The organism is Limnospira indica PCC 8005 (assembly GCF_000973065.1).
In the GTDB taxonomy this organism is placed as follows: domain Bacteria; phylum Cyanobacteriota; class Cyanobacteriia; order Cyanobacteriales; family Microcoleaceae; genus Limnospira; species Limnospira fusiformis.
Map to the genome: position 1 here is coordinate 4,772,208 of NZ_FO818640.1, position 20,101 is coordinate 4,792,308.

The window sequence follows — 20,101 nt, forward strand, 5'->3', positions numbered from 1 at the left end:
TCACCTGTTGCCCATCCGGTTAAGGTCGGGGAAAATTGGAAGCGGGAGTAAAACCAGTTTGAGGTTTCCCTACAGAGGCACGACTCATAAAGTCCCGCCATACCGGAGCAGCGACAGTTCCTCCTGTGACTCCCCTAGCCAGTCGAGTGAAGTCATCATTACCAACCCAAACCGCTGTCGATAAATGGGGAGTATAACCCACAAACCAGACATCGCGTTCGGAGGATGTAGTCCCAGTTTTCCCGGCTGCTGGTCGTCCTAGTCGGGCGCTGGTGGCAGTACCACTGGTAATTACCCCTTGCAACACATCATTTAGGGAGGCAACAGCCCACTGATTCAGAACTAAGCGAGGTGATGGGGTATTGTCAAGCAAGACATTTCCCTGGCTATCAGTGACTTGTACAATAAAAGTGGGGTCAGAATGCCAACCGTCATTAGCAAAAGTAGCAAAAGATGCAGCCATTTCCATAGGGGTGAGATCCACAGATCCTAGTGGTAAGGAAATGACGGGCTCCATAGGGCTAGTAATTCCCAGGAGGCGACAAACCTCGATTACCTGATTGAGTCCTACAGATTGACCCAGCTTGACGGCCGGAATATTCAGGGAGGTCTCTAAAGCTGATCTAATGGTAACAGCGCCGGAGAAGCCACCGCCATAGTTGCGGGGTGAATAATACCCAGACCCGTCGCGATAGCTAACAGGGGTATCTTGAACAATGGTACTAGGAGCGTATCTACCGGTAGCGAAGGCGGCATAGTAAACAAATGGCTTAAAGGCTGATCCAGGTTGCCGTTGAGCCTGAATAGCTCGGTTGAACTGGCTTTTATTATAATCAGACCCTCCCACCATGGCTTTGACAAAATGGGTAGTGGGGTCTACGGCGGCTAATGCGATTTGACCGTTATTGCGATCGCGATATACTCCTCGATAATAAAGGCGATCGTGCCATTCCCTCACCGTTCTTTCTGCCATGCGCTGGAAGTTCAAATCAATGGTCGTTTGAACCCGCATTCCCCCTTTCAGGACGGCATCACGACCAAACTCCCTAGTTAACTCCTGAACCACCGCTTCCGTCACGTATGGCAATTCACTGGTTCTAAATGAGGTGATCCTACCCACTAATAGGGGTTCTTTTCTAGCTTCCGCCGCCTCTTCTGGAGTAATCCAATTTAGCTCTACCATGCGGTTAAGCACTTGAGCCTGTCGTTGTTTAGCTAGTTGATAATTAGCAAAGGGGCTATAGTCTTCTGGTGCGGAAATTAAACCAGCAATCATGGCGGCTTCAGATAATTTCAGCTCTGATGCCGGTTTGTTAAAATAGCTTTGGGAGGCTGTTTCAATCCCATAAAGGTTATGACCCCAGTAAACCTGATTTAGGTATAATTCTAGGATTTCATCTTTGTCTAAAATTTGTTCGAGGCGAATTGCCATGACCGCCTCAGCGGCTTTTCGGCTAATGGTTCTACTGGGGGATAAAAACAGGTTTTTCACCAACTGCATGGTTATGGTTGAACCACCCTCTACGGTTTTCCCCCTTTCCAGGTTAGCAAGCATAGCTCGCACTATCGCGGTGGGATATATACCCCGATGATAATAAAAATGGCTATCTTCAATAGCTAATACTGCCCGTTTGGCGTGGGGGGATATTTCATCAAGAGAAACTACTTCTCGGTTGGCTTCGTCGTGAAGGCTGGCTAAGTGTCTACCCTGAATATCGTAGATGTGGGTGGTTTCGGTGGGAATATAGTTTTGTAATACCCTTACGTCTGGTAAGTTACGGAAACTAACGGCTAGACCCACCAGCCCTCCTGCCACCACGGAACTGGCTAACATGGTTGTACCCAATATGGTTCCGGCGGTAACTTTGCTTACTGACTGGATGAAGTCAAATAAGCCTGACGGTGGCGACTCAAGCCTTTGTCTACCTCGGACTGTTACGTTTGTTAATGACACGCTGATTCCACTCCTTCCAGAAAACAAAGCTACAGGGTTTTAAACTTGATAATTAGCTTAGACCAGTTTTTCTCCTGTTAGCTATTAGGGGTCGAGAATGGAGTCGCCTCCATCCCCTCCCATTCAAAACCGGACTTGAGACTTTCGCCTCATCCGGCTCCTAGTTTGACTGTTCCATTGTTAAGGATACAGCATTAGCGTTATCTAACGCCGTCTTATCATCGTGGCAGTGGCGGTGTAATAGCTGAAGATTCTTGTATTCATCCTTTCCGCCTTGGCTTCGGGGTACAATGTGGTCTACTTCAACTAAGTCTGATGGGGTAAAGTATTGCCCGCACCAAGTACACTTGCCTTTTTGCTTCTTGAGTAGTTTGGCTACCCTGTTTGGCGTGTCGATTGCTTGTCCTTTTCTGGTTGCCCAGTAAGTCCAATTTCCGTCGTATGGTGTTGCGTCCGGGCGTATTAAGGTATGTCTGACAATCGGAGTCCAGTTATGTTGCCATAATGTGAATCCATCCTTGGTCCTGAATAACCAGGATTCATGTCTTTCTTTCCCATTGCTAAGTTTAACCGTTCCTTTGCAGAAGTAGTTTTTTAGCTTTTCGTAGCTTGCCTCTCCGCATCTTGATGCTGTCCATGCCCGTAACATTAACCAGATTGTGTAATCTAGTTTATTGAAGGTCTCTGATGAGACGACCCCTGAGTAGTAGTTTGACCACCCTCTTATGATTGGGTTTAGTTTACTAATTAGGGCTGATTGAGGTGCTGTTTTATGTTGTTTAATTACACCTTTTATTACTTCAATATGGGCTTTAACTGCCTTTTTACTGGGTTTAATGTGGGTTTTGTGACCGATTAATCGTCTTGCTATTCCACCTGTTTTCCCAGATTTATATTTCCCTACAGGATATTGCCTAATGTTGAATCCTAGAAAATCAAACCCAGGCTCCTCTATCTTACCATTGTACTCAATAGGATTGAGTGTGTGGCAGATTCTAGTTTTTTCAGGTTTAATCTCTAAACCAACCGGTTCTAACCATTTGGAAATAGCAGTTTTGCACTGTTCAATGATTTCTAAATTTTTGGATATAACCACGAAATCATCAGCGTATCTTATTAGGTTAACCTGGGTGGTTGTTCCTTTATTAGGATACATCTCTTTAACTAACCTTTCCAATCCATCCAGTGCGATGTTGGCGAGTATTGGACTTATTACCCCTCCTTGAGGTGTCCCTGTTTCTGTATCCTCAAATACGCCGTTATCCAACACACCCGCTTTTAACCATTGTTTCAGGTCTCTTTTTAGGCTACTTGGACAATGAATTTTGGACAGAAGGTAGTCATGGTTTATTCGGTCAAAACATTTTGCTATATCTGCATCCAGAACGTAATAACCTCCTTTGTGGATACTCTGAAAGATTCTGGATATTGCATCATGGGCAGACCTTCCAGGTCGAAACCCATAGCTTGTGCTTTCAATTCTCGATTCCCATTCAGGTTCGAGAGCCGACTTAACCAAGGCTTGCCTCGCTCTATCTTGGATTGTGGGTATTCCCAGAGGGCGTTTTTCATCCTTTCCAGGTTTTGGAATCCACACCCGTCGCAGTGGTTTTGCTTTGAGGTTTCTTTTAATATTCTCAACAAGTTCAAACCTTTGCCTTGGTGAGATTGCTCTCATTCCATCGACACCGGCTGTTTTCTTGCCTTGATTATCTTGGGTCACTCGCCGCACTGCTAAGAGTCGGGCATAATATGATTTCACCAATAGACGTTGCAACCTTCGTGCCTTTGCATCCTGTCCCGATTTAGCTGCTTGAAATATCCTCTTTTGGAGCTTGAAAACTTTTCTCTGAACTTTCGCCCAGGGAATTTGTTTCCATACGTTCGTAGTCTTGATTGGTTTTGATTTCTCAAACCCTTTCTTTAAACTCGCTTTCGTCATAGTAACTCCTACTAGACTCTATTCTTTACAATCAAACCGTGACCCGTTAGCATATCCCTACCATTACAGTCGGGCGTTGGCTTTTGGTCACATCTCACACCCTAATAGGCTTACGCTTACACTTTCACTACTAACTATCTCGACCGGATTAATTAGAGCCTATAAGGGATTAAAACGTTCCATTTATATGGGCATTCCATCTTTAGATTTGTCCTATCCACCGGGGTACTTATTAAAGGTCTGTGTAGGTGTTGATTAGAGAACCCTACTTTTCCCCTTGCTCTTTTTGAACGCAGCGTATCAACCTATTTCGCTACTTATTCTTTACGATGGTTCAAGCCAGACATTCGGTTTCCCTAATCATGGATGGTTGGCAGTGGTCGCTTTTGGTAGTAGGTTCTACTTCACGCCTTCCGTTCCCCGCTTCAGTCCCAAGGTTGTGAATCCTAAAACTGGGGGTGGCTATCGCCGTTACTCTCAACGCAATTGTTAAGGAATCATTAAGATTTCTGATTTTGCGTTTTGACCTTGAGTTCCCTGCCTTGATTTGGTATCACAGAGATACAAATCGTCGGGACATATAAATAGTTATGGGATGGTCAGGGTACGAGTCCCTTGTATTTCACCGAGGGGTGAAAGTCCCACTAGGAGGTTATTTCAGGCATTGCATCCTTATTTAACTCCTAAACGTCTCGCACCAAATCATAGAATATAGCATTGAGGATCTCATGTTAGCCCAATTGCTCAAAATTGACATTCAGCTAACCAGTAGGCGCGAGGCTTCTTGGTTTTTTTGCCAGTTGGGCGATCGCCAAAATTATAGACTGTTTCCAGTTTTTCTGATGAAACCGGAAACTTCTGGAGTTTTTGTTGAACTTTGGTTATCCTGGTGTGAGCGGCGCGATATTATGTTATGGGGTCAAAACGCAAAATTACTAATTGGTTAGAACGTAACTGGGTAACTCCGGCTTATGCTGGTTGGCTGTTAGGGTTTCTGACGGTTTTTTTCTTTGGGGCTGCTACTAATACTATGGCAGGGTGGCTGTATGTGATTAGTGGTATGGGGTTGGCTTTGTTATTGGCCGCGGCAATTCTGCCAGGGCGGAGTCTTCGTCCCCTTCAGGTTCGCCGCTACCCTATTACTCCGGTCAGTGTGGGCTCGCGCCTCACTTTTGAACTGGAAATCGAAAACCAGTCGAAAAAATCTTGTCCCCTATTTCAAATTTACGATCGCCTCCCCACAGAGTTGGGAGATGCTTCGGAGTCTATTGATGTCATTGGACCCGGACAAGTTTATCACTGGAAATATTCCCGTATTACTAAACGCCGGGGGATTTACCATTGGTCTGGGGTGAGACTGCGATCGGCTTCTCCCCTGGGGTTATTTTGGTGTAGTCGCGATCGCCAAGTTCCTGCTACAGCTATTGTTTATCCCACCGTATTGCCTTTAACTGCTTGTCCTATTGTTGATAGCATTGAAGTAGACCAAGGTCCAGAGATTTACTCTTGCTTTCGCCTTGATCAAGCCACAGAAGGCATTACTCGCACTTTACGCCCTTATCGTATCGGCGACCCTACTAGACTGATTCATTGGCGTTCTAGTGCTCGCTATGGGGATCTACGAGTCCGAGAATTGGAGGTCGCTATTGGGGGTCAGGAAGTAGTTATTTGTCTTGATAGTGCATTTTCTTGGGACCATACCGATTTTGAAACCGCCGTTTCTGTGGCTGCTTCTCTTTATTTCTACGCTCGTCGCGCTCAACTTAATGTACGGCTATGGACTGCCTCCGACGGACTGGTGGAAGGCAATTGGGGCGTTCTCTCCGTTTTGGCTGGGGTTATTGCGGGTCAATCTAATAGCACCATTGACCGCCCTGATGTTCCACTGATTTGGATTACTCAAAATTCTGACAGTATCATGAGCCTTTCCCCTCAGAGTCGTTGGCTACTTTGGCCACTGCCTGCCCCACAAAATCATGGCGCGCGCTCCGGGTTGGGGATGCAATATGGCTCCGATGCGATCGCTCCCTGTCCCGGTGTAAGGATTAATCCCGCTGAACCTCTGGTTCCACAATTGCAGGCCCAAAATAATTGACTTTGACAAGCCGCCCGGCGGGTTTAGTAAGTTAGCCGATGGGAATCATCCCTGAATGCAGAACCATCCCCTAAATGGGCATTAAAGCGCGGTATTCTCAAAACTAATTGCACCAAGATACTGGGGTTTACCTGCCACCGGGTAGGAGATAAGCCGAGGGGGCAGACCTTCACAAACCAAAGTTAGCCCGACTAGATTTGTTTTAGTGACCGTTGATGGTATATGATCAGGATATTGTAAAGTTTTATGTAGGCTCGCTCATAAATTTGTCCCGTTCAAGACAAATCGAGAAGCCTAGATATTTGAGAGAGGAGAAAACACAATGGCTTTTGAACTTCCCAGTTTACCTTTTGATCAGGATGCACTAGAGTCTAGCAAAATGTCCGCTAATACTCTATCCTACCATCATGGTAAGCACCATGCAGCTTATGTCAAAAACCTTAATGCTGCTATTGAAGGTACAGACATGGCTAATATGTCCCTGGAAGAGATCATCAAAGCCACTTACAATGATCCTTCTAAGTCTGGTATATTTAATAACGCTGCCCAAGTCTGGAATCACAGTTTCTTCTGGAAGTGCCTCAAGCCCAATGGTGGTGGTCAACCTACAGGAGCTTTGGCTGACAAGATTCAAGCAGATTTCGGTAGCTTTGACGCATTCATTCAAGAATTTAAGAACGCAGCGGCTACCCAGTTCGGTAGTGGTTGGGCTTGGCTAGTCCTGGATAATGGCACACTGAAAGTTACCAAGACTGCTAATGCTGTTAACCCCATGGTTGAGGGTAAAACTCCCCTGCTAACTCTCGATGTTTGGGAACACGCCTACTATCTGGACTTCCAAAATGCGCGGCCAGGTTTCATCGATAACTTTATCGAAAATCTGGTTAACTGGGACTTTGTAGCTGAAAATCTCGCGTCTGCCAGCTAATATCTTTGATATTCCTTTCAGCCAACCTAGCTAACCTGCTCTAGCTTAATCTGTACCCCCCCTCAAAGGCAATATTGGGGGGCGGTCAGTTGAGAGGGGCGGGTAATTTTTGATTATTTATAGCACAAGACAGAACACTTAGGACGTATAATGGAGAGGACGAGATGACTAAGAAGACCAAAAATGCCAGCCCCCTATAGTTACGACCTCAGACAAAAAGTTATTGATGCCATTGAACTAGACGGTATGCCCAAAACAGAAGCCAGTCAAGTTTTCCATGTCAGCAGGAACACCATTAATCTCTGGCTGCAAAGAAAAGCACAGACCGGAGACTTCCTCCCTAAACCTCATCACCGACCTGGCAATAACCACAAAATTACCGACTGGCAAAAATTCAAGGCTTTTGCCCAAGAGCATGGCCACAAAACAGCAGCTCAAATGGCTGAACTTTGGGATGACGACATCTCTCCTCGCACCATATCCAGAGCCTTGAAGAAAATTGGCTTCACCAGAAAAAAAAACTTACGGCTACCAAGAACGTGATGAGCAACAGCGAGAGGAGTTTATGGCTCAGATTGAACAGATGGAGCCGGAAGAAGTGGTCTACCTCGATGAAGCCGGCATGAATAGTCAGGACTCGGATTACCCTTATGGTTACTGCGAGGAAGGAAAACGCTTCCATGCACTCAAATCAGGGAAGAGGCAGGGCAGGGTAAGTATGATAGCCGCATGGTGTCATCAACAACTCTTAGCTCCCTTTAGCTTTGAGGGTTGTTGTAATCGGACAGTGTTTGAGTTGTGGTTGGAGTTCATCTTAATTCCAACATTGAAGCCAGGTCAGACTCTAGTATTGGACAATGCAACGTTTCATAAAGGGGGACGGATTGCTGAACTGGTGGAGGCAGCTCAATGCCGTTTACTCTATCTTCCGCCTTATTCGCCAGACCTCAACAAGATAGAGAAATGTTGGTCGTGGCTGAAAGCCCGTATTCGCCACTGCACGTGAGCAGTTTGATTCTCTCCATGATGCCATGGATTCCGTTCTCAAAGCTGCGTCCTAACCACCTTGACTAATGCTATATCAGTGACTCAGGCGCACTGACAGCAAAAAAAGCCAGTAATCGGACTTGAACCTAATACATAGCCTATAACCCCTATTCTACCGCTGCTTAGGTGTTACTCAAAACCGTAGTAGAGTAACAAGTGAGTAAAAAATGAGTAACGCCGCTAAACTCCCTACAGTGGGGGGAAAGGGTAACTATGATGAGAGTTGCGCTAGATTCCTGAAAGCCTATCAAGACTTTAAGGGGGAATGTCCCAAAGGAGTGACTCTCAAACTACAAAAGTCCGGGACTAGGTACAACCTACTATTGCGTGCGAGACGTTTAGGAGACAAAATAAGGCTGCGATGCCTGAAATAACCTTCTCGTGGGACTTATACCCCTTGGTAGAATATAAGGGACTTAATGTGATAGCTAAGTAACCCTGACCATCCCATAACTATCTATGTGTCCCAACCTCTGGCTTCGACAACCAGACAACGCAGGAAGACTCAAGGTCAAGACAGAATGCTGGAAAGATGGACGTTATGTTATGGTCGAAAGGGAAGTTGCCTTCCCCAACTCCAATTCCAAACCGTGCTTGCGAGTTTCCCAGCACACGGCTCCTGATGTGGATACCCTATTGTCAGTAGGAACAGGGCTACAACCCCCCGCTTGATGACTTCAACTTTCAAAGCTATATGTCTGCGTTAGTCTTTCAACTCGCTTTCGCCATTAAACCCTTACTTATTGCAGTCTCTATATCCACACCGTGACTAGTGGGCATATCCTAACCATTACAGTTAGGCATTAGCTTTCAGTCACATCCTTTCCCCTTAAAGGTATACGCTTACACTTTTCACTACTCCACAGGTACATCCTGCCGAGAGCCTAAAAGGGGTTTAAACGTTCCGTTTATACGGGCATTCCATCTTTAGACTTGTCCTATCCACCGGGATAATTTTAAAGGTCTGTGTAGGTAGTGAGTTGAAACTCCTACTTTTCCCCTTACTCTTTTGAGGGCAGCGTGTCAACCTATTTCGCTACTTACTGATGACGATGGTTCAAGTCGGAACATTCAGATTTCCTTAGTCATGGATGGTTGGCAGTGGTCGCATCTGGTAGTGGGTTCTACTTCACGCCTTCCGTTCCCCGCTTCAATCCTGGGGTTGTGATTCCCAAAACTGGGGGTGGCTACCGCCGTTACTCTCTACTCCCTGATTTCTCAGTTTGTCTATGACCTTGAGTTCCCTGCCTTGCTTAGATTTCTCCAAGCGTCGGGACATATAAACAGTTATGGGATGGTCAGGGTGGCGAATCCCTTATATTCCACCAAGGGGTGGAAGTCCCACTGGGATGTTATTTCAGGCATTGCAGCCCTATTTCACTCCTCAACGTCTCGCACGAACCCATTTAGTATAGCAGGAAGTTGAGAGTAACGGCGGTAGCCACCCCCAGTTTCAGGAATCACAACCCGTCAGATTGAAGCGGGGAACGGAAGGCTCCGAGATACAACCTATAGCACTAGTCAATACGGTTAGGACGCAGCCTTGAGAACAGAATCCATGGCATCATGGAGAGAATCAAACTGCTCAATACAATGGCGAATGCGGGCTTTCAACCACGACCAACATTTCTCTATCTTGTTGAGGTCTGGCGAATAAGGCGGAAGATAGAGTAAACGGCATTGAGCTGCCTCCACCAGTTCAGCAATCCGCCCCCCTTTATGAAACGTTGCATTGTCTAGCACTAGAGTCTGACCTGGCTTCAGTGTTGGAATTAAGATGAACTCCAACCACAACTCAAACACTGTCCGATTACAACAACCCTCAAAGGTAAAGGGGGCTAAGAGTTGTTGATGACACCATGCGGCTATATAGCTCACCCTGCCCTGCCTCTTCCCTGATTTGAGGGCATGGAAGCGTTTTCCTTCCTCGCAGTAACCATAAGGGTAATCCGAGTCCTGACTATTCATGCCGGCTTCATCGAGGTAGACCACTTCTTGTGGCTCCATCTGTTCAATCTGAGCAATAAACTCCTCTCGCTGTTGCTCATCACGTTCTTGGTAGCCGTAAGTTTTTTTTCTGGTGAAGCCAATTTTCTTCAAGGCTCTGGATATGGTGCGAGGAGAGATGTCGTCATCCCAAAGTTCAGCCATTTGAGCTGCTGTTTTGTCGCCATGCTCTTGGGCAAAAGCCTTGAATTTATGCCAGTCGGTAATTTTGTGGTTATTGCCAGGTGGGTGATTAGGTTTAGGGAGGAAGTCTCCGGTCTGTGCTTTTCTTTGCAGCCAGAGATTAATGGTGTTCCGGCTGACATGGAAAACTTGACTGGCTTCTGTTTTGGGCATACCGTCTAGTTCAATTGCATCAATAACTTTTTGTCTGAGGTCGTAACTATAGGGGGCTGGCATTTTGGGTCTTCTTAGTCATCTCGTCCTCTCCATTATACGTCCTAACTTTCCTGTCTGGTGCTATATTTGATTGGGCTATTCAGAACCTGACAATTGACACCACATCCCGGTTGATGACGCAACTTAATGCTTGTTTTAAGTGGGCGATCGAAAAAAGGCTAGTGAGCGAACCCTCACCATTTAAAGATTTAAGCGCTAAAGCTGATCGGTTAAAAAAGCAAGTGATTCTGACGAGATTAACCCTTTTACGGCTAACGAACGCGATCGCATTATCCAGGGTTTTGATTCGGATCCACTTCACAGCCATTTTAGTTTGTATGTCCGTTTCTGTTTCTTCACTGGGTGTCGCCCATCGGAGGCGATCGCTCTACGATGGTCAGACGTTGCTGCCGATCTAAGTCAAATCACTTTTAGTAGTGTGATTGTTCGCGGGGAAGGGGGGCGCAAGCGCTGCGACGGCCTCAAGAGTCAAACGCGCCGCGATTTTCCCTGCAATGAACAAGTCCAAACTATTCTCGGAGAGGCGCGATCGCAAAACCATTCAGAAATAGTTTTCCCCAGCATCACGGGCAAGCCGATCCAAGACGGTGATTTTGGCAAAAGACACTGGCACCCAGTCCTCAAAAAAACGGGGATAAAGCAACGGAAACCCTACCAAATGAGACACACTTTTATCACCCTCTGTCTTGATACCGGGATTGATGCTAAAGACGTTGCGGCTTGGGTCGGCAACTCACCCCAAGTTATTTACCAAAACTATGCAGGCCGAAACCGGGGGCTTTCTATTCCCAAACTTTAGGACAATTTGGCTATAATTTGGCTATAAATTTTTAGCCTACAGACACAAGAAACCGCCACAATCATTTACGGATAAGGGTAATGGGTATTGATACCGTCCCGACTTGAAATCGAGTGAGCCGCAAGGTTCTCGGGGTAATATTTCACCCTCTCCGTTGTTTCAGCCCCCCACAAGACAGGTCAATCCTTTTGTTTAAGGCTTTGTGCTACCTCTTGCAAAAGGGCGATCGCCTGTTGGAGTTTATCCATAATTTCCGAATCTTTCGGGGTTTCTGTGTTGGGTGGTTTCGGTGTGTTGGGTGGTTTGGGCGGATCAATAACCGGAGCCTGACCGCCGCCCAATTGGGTAACATAGCCCAATAAATCGCGATCGCGTCTTAGCCAACCCTCCAAAAATATCTGTTGGCTAGGGTTAGTCTTAACCCGTTGGTAGCGATAGTCAATGCGACCCTGACAGTATCTTTGGGCAGTTTCCAGGTTATTATTTTGTTCGAGAACCCCTTGGCTTTTCGGTCCAAAGCGACCATCTACAGTCAGTCCTCCCAGAGTTTCTTGTAAAAACTCAATACTGCCGGGAACACTAAAATTAACCGCCGTATCAAACTGAACCACCGCCAAAGGTAACACCATTAAATCAGCCTTTGACGGTAGCCAGTACATCGTATAATAAACCTCTTCAACCTCTGGCTGAGTAATTTGCCTAACCGATTTCGACCCCTGACCCTTATTTTTTAAATAGGTGTCGTAGGTCGCCTGGGTGATGCCATAATTAACCACACCTCCCAGGTCTTCCGGGTGTCCAACGCCGCCCTCCCATTTCAAGGTAAATTTGAGGGCAATTTGAAAATTCTCATCAGATTGTGTCATAATTACTCGCCCATGCGTGAAGTTTAACTGCGCTGAACTTCGGCAAAAATTTCCGCCAAAATTTCCTCAGCACCCTGTTGTTTAAGTTTGTGGGCTAATTGAATCCCCAACTGTTCCGCGTCACTAGCCTGTCCGGTCACTGTATCTTTAATTAGGCGTTTTCCGTCCAAACTAGCCACCATTCCGGTTAAAGTTAGGCGATCGCCTTCCACCATAGTATTAACACCAATGGGAACCTGACAACCCCCTTCTAATTCCCGTAAAAATGCCCGTTCACTGTGACATCTTTGGGCTGTGACGGTATGTTCTAAGGCTTTAACCACCTCGAAAATTTCCGTATCTCCCTCTCGGCATTCAAGACCCAGAGCGCCCTGTCCCACCGCGTGCAGAGAGATTTCAGCCGGAATGACTTGGTGAATGCGATCGGCCATTCCCAACCGTTTCAGTCCAGCCACTGCTAAAATTATCGCATCATACTGACCCTCATCCAATTTTTGCAGGCGCGTGTTCAGGTTCCCGCGAATATCCTTAAATTCCAAATGCGGGAAATTGTGGCGTAGTTGTGCCAGACGACGCAGGGAAGACGTACCGACCACCGCACCGGGTGGCAGAGTGTCTAGTTGTTTGTCGCGATGGTTTTCGTGGACTACCAAAGCATCTGCGGGGTCTTCCCGTTCAGTCACACAGCCCAGCATTAGACCTTCTGGGAGGTTTGTTGGTAAATCTTTGAGGGAATGCACCGCCATATCAGTATCATGGTTAAGCATCCCCACTTCTAGTTCCTTGGTGAACAGTCCCTTATCCCCAATTTTGGCTAGGGCTACATCTAGGATTTTATCCCCCTGGGTGGACATGGTATGAACTTCAAACTTGATATCAGGAAAGCGCTTTTGTAGTTCTTCCTGAACCCAGTAAGTTTGAACTAGGGCGAGTTGGCTTTTGCGTGAAGCAATGCGAATGGTACGGGTTTGGGCAGATACAGATGTTGTCATCGAAACTCCTTGACTCTGAAACCCCGTCCTGATTAGAACGGTTTAATGTTGAAATTGATGTTCCTCTCCACAGCGCCCTTTTGGGGGAATGTTAACTTAGCCAGTCTTGTCCCGGCTGGTTAGACTTAGTGGCTGACATCAATTGTGCGATCGCTCTCTAAAATAAATATTAGTTCGGTTAGTTGCACTCGATCTAGCCTACCCCATCGGGGACACAATCACAATGGTAATGGGACAATCATGGTTCCCCCTACCTAGAGGGCTGGGGGAGTCGGAGAGTTACGTCCTGTTAGCAAATTAACTGAACATTGCTTTACAATACTCAACAATCAGTCTAAGCTAGATAAGTACACAGCAAGCGAGCTAAATGCCGAAATATACATCCCCAAGTGAAACGGCTCAATACTTTGGTGTATGTTTACATACTTTAAGAAGATGGGAAAAAAACGGCAAAATTCAAGCGATCAGGACACCATCAGGGCAGAGACGATATGATATTGCCTCCTACACGGTCTCATCAAACGAGAGAACGCAACGGGCAATTATCGCTTATGCCCGCGTTTCAAGTCGCGGACAAAAAGCAGACCTCGCGCGCCAAGTTGCAAAGTTACTCGAGGTCTACCCCAACGCCGAGCTCGTCACTGATATCGCCAGTGGTCTTAATTTCCAAAGAAAAGGACTTAGAGCCATTTGGGAGCGAGTCCGTAAAGGCGATGTCGGATTTATAGCATTAGTCAAGGTGGTTAGGACGCAGTTTTGAGAACGGAATCCATGGCATCATGGAGAGAATCAAACTGCTCAATACAATGGCGAATGCGGGCTTTCAACCACGACCAACATTTCTCTATCTTGTTGAGGTCTGGCGAATAAGGTGGTAGATAGAGCAAACGGCATTGAGCCGCCTCCACTAGCTCAGGAATCCGTCCCCCTTTATGAAACGTTGCATTGTCTAGCACTAGAGTCTGACCTGGCTTCAGTGTTGGAATTAAGATGAACTCCAACCACAACTCAAACACTGTCCGATTACAACAACCCTCAAAGGTAAAGGGGGCTAAGAGGTAAAGGGGGCTAAGAGTTGTTGATGACACCATGGGGCCATATAGCTCACCCTGCCCTGCCTCTTCCCTGATTTGAGGGCATGGAAGCGTTTTCCTTCCTCGCAGTAACCATAAGGGTAATCCGAGTCCTGACTATTCATGCCGGCTTCATCGAGGTAGACCACTTCTTGTGGCTCCATCTGTTCAATCTGAGCCATAAACTCCTCTCGCTGTTGCTTCCAACGTTCTTGGTAGCCGTAAGTTTTTTTTTCTGGTGAAGCCAATTTTCTTCAAGGCTCTGGATATGGTGCGAGGAGAGATGTCGTCATCCCAAAGTTCAGCCATTTGAGCGGAGGTTTTGTGGCCATGCTCTTGGGCAAAAGCCTTGAATTTATGCCAGTCGGTAATTTTGTGGTTATTGCCAGGTGGGTGATTAGGTTTAGGGAGGAAGCCTCCGGTCTGTGCTTTTCTTTGCAGCCAGAGATTAATGGTGTTCCTGCTGACATGGAAAACTTGACTGGCTTCTGTTTTGGGCATACCGTCTAGTTCAATGGCATCAATAACTTTTTGTCTGAGGTCGTAACTATAGGGGGCTGGCATTTTGGGTCTTCTTAGTCATCTCGTCCTCTCCATTATACGTCCTAAGTGTTCTGTCTTGTGCTATAACTTCACCAAAGGAACATGGTACAGCAAGTTAACAAAAACACTATCGTTTAAGGCAAGTGAACCAGTACCAGTCAGATGTGAGTACGGCACTCAATTAGTTTATCGGCGCGGCCTATGGTTTGCTATTTTCCCTGAACCCGTAATCGCAACGCATACATCTTCCCCAAAAATAATTGCCTTAGATCCTGGTGTCAGAACTTTTTTGACCGGATATGACGGCGATAAAGTCATTGAAATTGGCAATGGTGACATGGGACGAATCGTGAGATTATGTCAACACGAATATAATTTAATTAGCCGTTCAACTAAGGTAAGTGCTAAACAACGCCGTTCAATGAGAAAAGCGGCTAATCGGATTCGAGAAAAGATTCGGAACTTAATTGATGAAGTACACAAAAAAACAGCTCATTATCTGACTAATAACTATGGATTAATTTTTCTTCCTCGCTTCGAGTCCTCCCAAATGGTAGCCAAGTCAAGAAGAAAAATTAGATCTAAAACAGTCAGAAGTATGCTGACTTGGGCGCATTATCGCTTTAAGTTAATCCTAAAACATCAGGCAGCAAAGCGTGGTTGCGTGGTGCTTGATGTGGGCGAAAGTCACACATCTAAAACCTGTGGAGCGTGTGGACATCGCCACGCCCAACTAGGTGGTGCGAAGATACATAAGTGTCCCCACTGTGGTAGTCAAACACCTAGAGATGCGAATGGCGCACGTAATATAATGTTACGTGCTTTGAGGGATTCCTCCTTTACTGTCAGCAATGATGGTATTGTTATAGTTACAGTCCGAGCATGGTCAATCAATGTTAAGGAATGTTCAGCTTAAATGAATCAGGGCGATAATATGAATCGCAGCCCTGCGCTAGTTCCGACCCCACGAGCCAGAAGATTAATCAACCCGCCCTTTCGCGAGAGATTATGATGCACCCAACCCGCTAAAATTGGGTTAATAACTATCACAAAAATAGATTTATGTCTTACTACATTTCACCTCGATTTCTTGATAAGGTTTCCGTCCATATTACCAAAAACTTTTTAGATATTCCCCGGATAAAAGTTCCCCTAATTTTAGGAATACACGGACGCAAGGGAGAAGGCAAAACCTTCCAATGTGAACTTGTCTTTAAGACCATGGGAATTGAACCCGTGATGATTTCTGGGGGAGAATTAGAAAGTCCTGATGCCGGAGATCCCTCCCGACTGCTACGGCTACGGTATCGGGAAGCGGCCGAACAGGTGCGGGTAAAAGGTCAAATGTGCGCCATTTTTATTAATGATTTTGATGCCGGGGCTGGCAGGTTTGACTCAGGAACTCAATACACGGTTAACACTCAATTAGTTAATGCTACACTAATGAATATTGCCGACAATCCTACTAATGTGCAATTACCCGGAAGTTATGATGAAACCCCATTACATCGGATTCCGATTATTATAACGGGAAATGATTTCTCTACCCTCTACGCCCCTTTAATTCGCGATGGTCGGATGGATAAGTTTTATTGGGAACCTAGCCGGGAGGATCGCATTGCTATTGTGCGGGGAATTTTTGCTGATGATTCACTCTCGGATAGTCAGATTATCAAATTGGTTGATGATTTTACCGGACAGGCGATTGATTTCTTTAGTGCTATGCGATCGCGTATTTATGACGAACAAATCCGCGAGTTTATCTATCATCAAGGCTTAGATAAAATCTCGCGCCGCCTAGTTAATAGTGTCGACAAACCCCCCGAACTTCCTCAGCCTGATTTTAGTCTTCAACACCTGATCGAGTCTGGGCGTGCTATGGTAGAAGAACAGCAGCAAATCCAGAAACTACGCTTGGTGGAAGAATATAACCAATTCCGCACGGTTAATTCTCAGCCAATTAACCGCAATCCTCAACCGATTAATCAACCACACCTTCCCTATAACCCGGTCATGCCTCCCCATGCTTTTGATGATTTAGGTCCCTCTAATTGGCAGGGAGATAGTAGCAGTTCAACTACTTTTATTGACGGTCAAACTGTCAGCAGTAAGCTGAGTTTAGATGTTTTGGAACAGGTGCAAAAAATCCGGTCAGGGGGTTATCAAATTGGTTTGGAATATGCTGATCAGCGTCACTTTAAGACGGGTTCCTGGAAAAGTTGTGCTATTATTGATGGCGGTATCCCCGAGGCGATCGCTTCTGTGGAAAATTGCCTAAGTCAACACCCAAAGGACTATGTGCGACTGTTAGGCATTGACCCCAAACAGCGGCGGCGTGTGGTGGAAACCATCATTCAGCGTCCCTAAAACCATAAAAGTAGGGGTGAAATGTCCGCCGGGACACACCCCTAATTAAAGTCTTAGAAGCCACAATAACAGCTACAACCCCTAGTTAGGGTGGGTTCAATTCAAGCATTTTCTGGGATGCGATCGCTATGGCATCTTCACTGGTGGATATTTGACCCTCAGCCTTAGCAATTTGTATCTCTTGGAGTAGATCCCCTAATAAGGGACTGGGAGAGAGTCCCAATTTTGCCATTAAGAGTTTCCCGCTAATGACGGGTTGGGGGTGAGCGATCGCATCATCGGGATTCAGATAATGGTTAATTAGGGTAGTAAACTCCTGTAGGGATGCTCCGGCGGCTATGGACAGGACTACTAAGGCGGGGAAAAATTCCCCCACATTAGCAAATAGAAAATATTGTTGGCGTATGGATAGATCGGCTATGGGGGTGGGTTGTATAGCACAAGACAGGAAAGTTAGGACGTATAATGGAGAGGATGAGATGACTAAGAAGACCAAAAATGCCAGCCCCCTATAGTTACGACCTCAGACAAAAAGTTATTGATGCAATTGAACTAGACGGTATGCCCAAAACAGAAGCCAGTCAAGTTTTCCATGTCAGCCGGAACACCATTAATCTCTGGCTGCAAAGAAAAGCACAGACCGGAGACTTCCTCCCTAAACCTAATCACCGACCTGGCAATAACCACAAAATTACCGACTGGCATAAATTCAAGGCTTTTGCCCAAGAGCATGGCGACAAAACAGCAGCTCAAATGGCTGAACTTTGGGATGACGACATCTCTCCTCGCACCATATCCAGAGCCTTGAAGAAAATTGGCTTCACCAGAAAAAAAACTTACGGCTACCAAGAACGTTGGAAGCAACAGCGAGAGGAGTTTATGGCTCAGATTGAACAGATGGAGCCGGAAGAAGTGGTCTACCTCGATGAAGCCGGCATGAATAGTCAGGACTCGGATTACCCTTATGGTTACTGCGAGGAAGGAAAACGCTTCCATGCACTCAAATCAGGGAAGAGGCAGGGCAGGGTAAGTATGATAGCCGCATGGTGTCATCAACAACTCTTAGCTCCCTTTAGCTTTGAGGGTTGTTGTAATCGGACAGTGTTTGAGTTGTGGTTGGAGTTCATCTTAATTCCAACATTGAAGCCAGGTCAGACTCTAGTATTGGACAATGCAACGTTTCATAAATGGGGGGCGGATTGCTGAACTGGTGGAGGCAGCTCAATGCCGTTTACTCTATCTACCACCTTATTCGCCAGACCTCAACAAGATAGAGAAATGTTGGTCGTGGCTGAAAGCCCGTATTCGCCACTGCATTGAGCAGTTTGATTCTCTCCATGATGCCATGGATTCCGTTCTCAAAGCTGCGTCCTAACCACCTTGACTAATGCTATATAAACAGTTATGGGATGGTCAGGGTACGAGTCCCTTATATTTCACCAAGGGGTGAAAGTCCCACTAGGAAGTTATTTCAGGCATTGCAGCCCTATTTCACTCCTAAACGTCTCGCACGACCCACCTAGTATAGCAGGAAGTTGAGAGTAACGGCGATAGCCACCCCCAGTTTTAGGATTCACAACCCGTCAGATTGAAGCGGGGAACGGAAGGCGTGAGGTAGAACCTACTACCAAGACGCGACCACTGCCAACCATCCATGATTAGGGAAACCGAATGTCCGGCTTGAACCATCGTAACCATTGGGCAGCGAAACAGGTTGATACGCTGCGTTCAAAAGAACATGGGGAAAAGTGGGAGTTTTTATATACTACCCAGAAGCAACGAAAGTTGTGCACAGACCTTTAATGTACCCCGGTGGAAAGGACAAATCTAAAGATGGAATGCCCGTATAAACGGAACGTTTAAACCCCTTTTAGGCTCTCGACAAGTACATCTTGTTGAGTAGTGAAAGTGTAATCGTATGCCTTTAAGGAGAAGGGATGTGACTGAAAGCCAAGGCCTAATTGTAATGGTTAGGATATGCCCACTAGTCACGGTGTAGATATAGTTACTGCAATCAACAGGAGTTTAACGGCGAAAGCGAGTTTAAACACTACGATGTTGTATTTAGCTCCAAAAGTTGAAGTACAAAAGCAGGGGTTGGTAACCCTGTTCCCGTTGCCAAGGGGTATCTACATCAGGAGCCGTGTGATGCGAAAGTATCAAGCACGGTTTTGAATGGGAGTGGGGGAAGGCGACTTCCCTCTCGACCCCTACCCAGTCTTTTTCAAAAAAAGCCAGTAATCGGACTTGAACCGATGACCGTCCGCTTACAAGGCGGATGCTCTACCACTGAGCTATACTGGCTTGGGGTAAAGCTGGAATGATGATTTCAACCACTCAACCGACCCACGTTTTCTTAGTATATCATAGTTTTCTAAATTTGTTCCAAATAATTTAATAAATCTGCCATTTCTTGAGGATTAGGCTGAAACTGAGGCATGGGAGGGGTTTTGCCACTAACGACCTGTTGAATAATACTAATTTGTGATTTTCGTTGGGAAATGTCCTCCAGGTTTGGACCGATTTGATGTTCGACTTGGCTAACATGACATCCCGCACAGTTCATCTCAAAAATAGCGTGTCCTCGGGTTGGGTCTCCGGTTAGTGACAACACTTTTTGAATGTAGGGATCGGAAATTTTCACGGAACTGACTCCCCAGACCCAGAGGAGAATAACCACCATCAGCCCTAGGGCAACCAAAGCCACTCGCTGGATGATCTCGGTTATATGAGTGTTGGCAATATGGTTATCCAAAGCTACACGAATACACGAATCTACAAAAAACTTTACTTGTTCACTGTACAGCTTAATACTTTCCTGGGTTGAGGGCAAGTGGCGATCGCTCAAGGTGGAATTTATCGGTGGAATCTGTCAGAGCTAAATTTAATCCAAGATTAATTCAACATTTACGGGCCATGCGGTATAATGTTTCGGAAGGTGCGAGACGTTTAGGAGACTAAACAAGGCTGTAATGCCTGAAATCACCTCCTAGTTGGGAATCCAATCCCTTGGTTGGATATAAGAAGCTCGTTTCTGACCATCCCCATAACTCTTTATATGTCCCGACGCTTGGAGAAATCTAAGCAAG

At 46.1% G+C, this 20,101-nt stretch carries 19 protein-coding genes, 1 tRNA gene and 2 pseudogenes; 11 read left to right on the forward strand and 11 right to left on the reverse strand.

Features of this window, described 5'->3' with window-relative positions; translation table 11 throughout:
- Nucleotides 1-19 precede the first annotated feature (19 nt).
- Both XZ46_RS20900 and ltrA read right to left on the reverse strand, forming a co-directional pair.
- The gene (locus XZ46_RS20900) at nt 20-1,954 is read right to left on the reverse strand and encodes a transglycosylase domain-containing protein (RefSeq protein WP_048895222.1); all 1,935 of its coding nucleotides are present in this window, start codon (nt 1,952-1,954) and stop codon (nt 20-22) included.
- 160 nt (nt 1,955-2,114) lie between these two features.
- Nucleotides 2,115-3,896, reverse strand: coding sequence for a group II intron reverse transcriptase/maturase (gene ltrA, locus XZ46_RS20905; protein ID WP_008052606.1), 1,782 nt, complete (start codon nt 3,894-3,896; stop codon nt 2,115-2,117).
- Nucleotides 3,897-4,624: 728 nt separating this feature from the next.
- Between ltrA and XZ46_RS20910 the strand changes: the two genes are divergently transcribed.
- The 5 genes and pseudogenes from XZ46_RS20910 (at nt 4,625) to XZ46_RS20935 (ending at nt 8,340) form a co-directional block, all read left to right on the forward strand.
- Nucleotides 4,625-4,843 (forward strand): hypothetical protein, encoded by a 219-nt coding sequence (locus XZ46_RS20910; protein ID WP_006623865.1) that lies wholly within the window; start codon nt 4,625-4,627, stop codon nt 4,841-4,843.
- Nucleotides 4,810-5,991 (forward strand): DUF58 domain-containing protein, encoded by a 1,182-nt coding sequence (locus XZ46_RS20915; protein WP_006623864.1) that lies wholly within the window; start codon nt 4,810-4,812, stop codon nt 5,989-5,991. Before XZ46_RS20910 ends, XZ46_RS20915 begins: the two co-directional genes overlap by 34 nt.
- Nucleotides 5,992-6,313: 322 nt before the next feature.
- Nucleotides 6,314-6,919 (forward strand): superoxide dismutase, encoded by a 606-nt coding sequence (locus XZ46_RS20920; protein WP_006615995.1) that lies wholly within the window; start codon nt 6,314-6,316, stop codon nt 6,917-6,919.
- A 183-nt stretch (nt 6,920-7,102) separates the two neighbouring features.
- Nucleotides 7,103-7,980, forward strand: a pseudogene (locus tag XZ46_RS33140) (IS630-like element ISAtsp1 family transposase).
- A 153-nt stretch (nt 7,981-8,133) separates the two neighbouring features.
- On the forward strand, nt 8,134-8,340 hold the full coding sequence (locus XZ46_RS20935; RefSeq protein WP_006669809.1) for a hypothetical protein: 207 nt from the start codon (nt 8,134-8,136) through the stop codon (nt 8,338-8,340).
- 1,156 nt (nt 8,341-9,496) lie between these two features.
- Here XZ46_RS20935 and XZ46_RS20940 read toward each other — a convergent pair.
- Entirely contained in the window at nt 9,497-10,372 is an 876-nt protein-coding gene (locus XZ46_RS20940) for an IS630 family transposase (protein ID WP_006669810.1), read from the reverse strand.
- Nucleotides 10,373-10,485: 113 nt separating this feature from the next.
- Between XZ46_RS20940 and XZ46_RS36980 the strand changes: the two genes are divergently transcribed.
- Nucleotides 10,486-10,770: a hypothetical protein gene (locus XZ46_RS36980; protein WP_006669811.1), complete on the forward strand. Its 285-nt coding sequence runs from the start codon at nt 10,486-10,488 to the stop codon at nt 10,768-10,770.
- A pseudogene (locus XZ46_RS20945) lies at nt 10,677-11,171 on the forward strand (site-specific integrase); the annotation flags it as partial. The gene XZ46_RS36980 and the pseudogene XZ46_RS20945, both read left to right, overlap by 94 nt.
- A gap of 179 nt (nt 11,172-11,350) precedes the next feature.
- On the opposite strand, the gene XZ46_RS20950 reads toward XZ46_RS20945, so the two are convergent.
- On the reverse strand, nt 11,351-12,037 hold the full coding sequence (locus XZ46_RS20950) for a glycoside hydrolase family 108 protein (RefSeq protein WP_006623857.1): 687 nt from the start codon (nt 12,035-12,037) through the stop codon (nt 11,351-11,353).
- A 23-nt stretch (nt 12,038-12,060) separates the two neighbouring features.
- Nucleotides 12,061-13,029: a hydroxymethylbilane synthase gene (gene hemC, locus XZ46_RS20955; protein ID WP_006623856.1), complete on the reverse strand. Its 969-nt coding sequence runs from the start codon at nt 13,027-13,029 to the stop codon at nt 12,061-12,063.
- Nucleotides 13,030-13,396: 367 nt separating this feature from the next.
- On the opposite strand from hemC, the gene XZ46_RS20960 reads away from it, so the two are divergent.
- Entirely contained in the window at nt 13,397-13,789 is a 393-nt protein-coding gene (locus tag XZ46_RS20960) for a recombinase family protein (RefSeq protein ID WP_006623855.1), read from the forward strand.
- Here XZ46_RS20960 and XZ46_RS38430 read toward each other — a convergent pair.
- From XZ46_RS38430 to XZ46_RS38440, 3 genes are read right to left on the reverse strand one after another with little or no spacing between them, the layout of a single operon-like run.
- Entirely contained in the window at nt 13,773-14,120 is a 348-nt protein-coding gene (locus tag XZ46_RS38430) for a transposase (protein ID WP_006623854.1), read from the reverse strand. The two genes, XZ46_RS20960 and XZ46_RS38430, sit on opposite strands and share 17 nt — an antisense overlap.
- Entirely contained in the window at nt 14,081-14,284 is a 204-nt protein-coding gene (locus XZ46_RS38435; RefSeq protein ID WP_006669813.1) for a hypothetical protein, read from the reverse strand. Before XZ46_RS38435 ends, XZ46_RS38430 begins: the two co-directional genes overlap by 40 nt.
- Entirely contained in the window at nt 14,271-14,666 is a 396-nt protein-coding gene (locus XZ46_RS38440; protein WP_006623853.1) for an IS630 transposase-related protein, read from the reverse strand. The genes XZ46_RS38435 and XZ46_RS38440 overlap by 14 nt, the downstream gene beginning before the upstream one ends.
- 55 nt (nt 14,667-14,721) lie before the next feature.
- Between XZ46_RS38440 and XZ46_RS20975 the strand changes: the two genes are divergently transcribed.
- Nucleotides 14,722-15,561: an RNA-guided endonuclease InsQ/TnpB family protein gene (locus tag XZ46_RS20975; protein WP_008053623.1), complete on the forward strand. Its 840-nt coding sequence runs from the start codon at nt 14,722-14,724 to the stop codon at nt 15,559-15,561.
- A 146-nt stretch (nt 15,562-15,707) separates the two neighbouring features.
- Nucleotides 15,708-17,012, forward strand: a complete 1,305-nt coding sequence (locus XZ46_RS20980) for a RuBisCO small subunit-like domain-containing protein (RefSeq protein ID WP_006623851.1) — start codon at nt 15,708-15,710, stop codon at nt 17,010-17,012.
- 85 nt (nt 17,013-17,097) lie between these two features.
- Here the strand turns inward: XZ46_RS20980 and XZ46_RS20985 are convergent, their stop codons facing one another.
- Entirely contained in the window at nt 17,098-17,508 is a 411-nt protein-coding gene (locus tag XZ46_RS20985) for an HD domain-containing protein (RefSeq protein WP_006623850.1), read from the reverse strand.
- A 2-nt stretch (nt 17,509-17,510) separates the two neighbouring features.
- On the opposite strand from XZ46_RS20985, the gene XZ46_RS20990 reads away from it, so the two are divergent.
- A protein-coding gene (locus XZ46_RS20990; protein ID WP_108614731.1) for an IS630-like element ISAtsp1 family transposase occupies nt 17,511-18,387 on the forward strand; the annotation gives its coding sequence in 2 pieces (ribosomal slippage) (nt 17,511-18,200 and nt 18,202-18,387; 876 coding nt in all).
- A gap of 857 nt (nt 18,388-19,244) precedes the next feature.
- On the opposite strand, the gene XZ46_RS20995 is transcribed toward XZ46_RS20990, so the two are convergent.
- Nucleotides 19,245-19,316 (reverse strand) — tRNA-Thr (locus tag XZ46_RS20995).
- 70 nt (nt 19,317-19,386) lie between these two features.
- Nucleotides 19,387-19,860, reverse strand: coding sequence for a c-type cytochrome (locus tag XZ46_RS21000; protein ID WP_006623847.1), 474 nt, complete (start codon nt 19,858-19,860; stop codon nt 19,387-19,389).
- Nucleotides 19,861-20,101 lie beyond the last annotated feature (241 nt).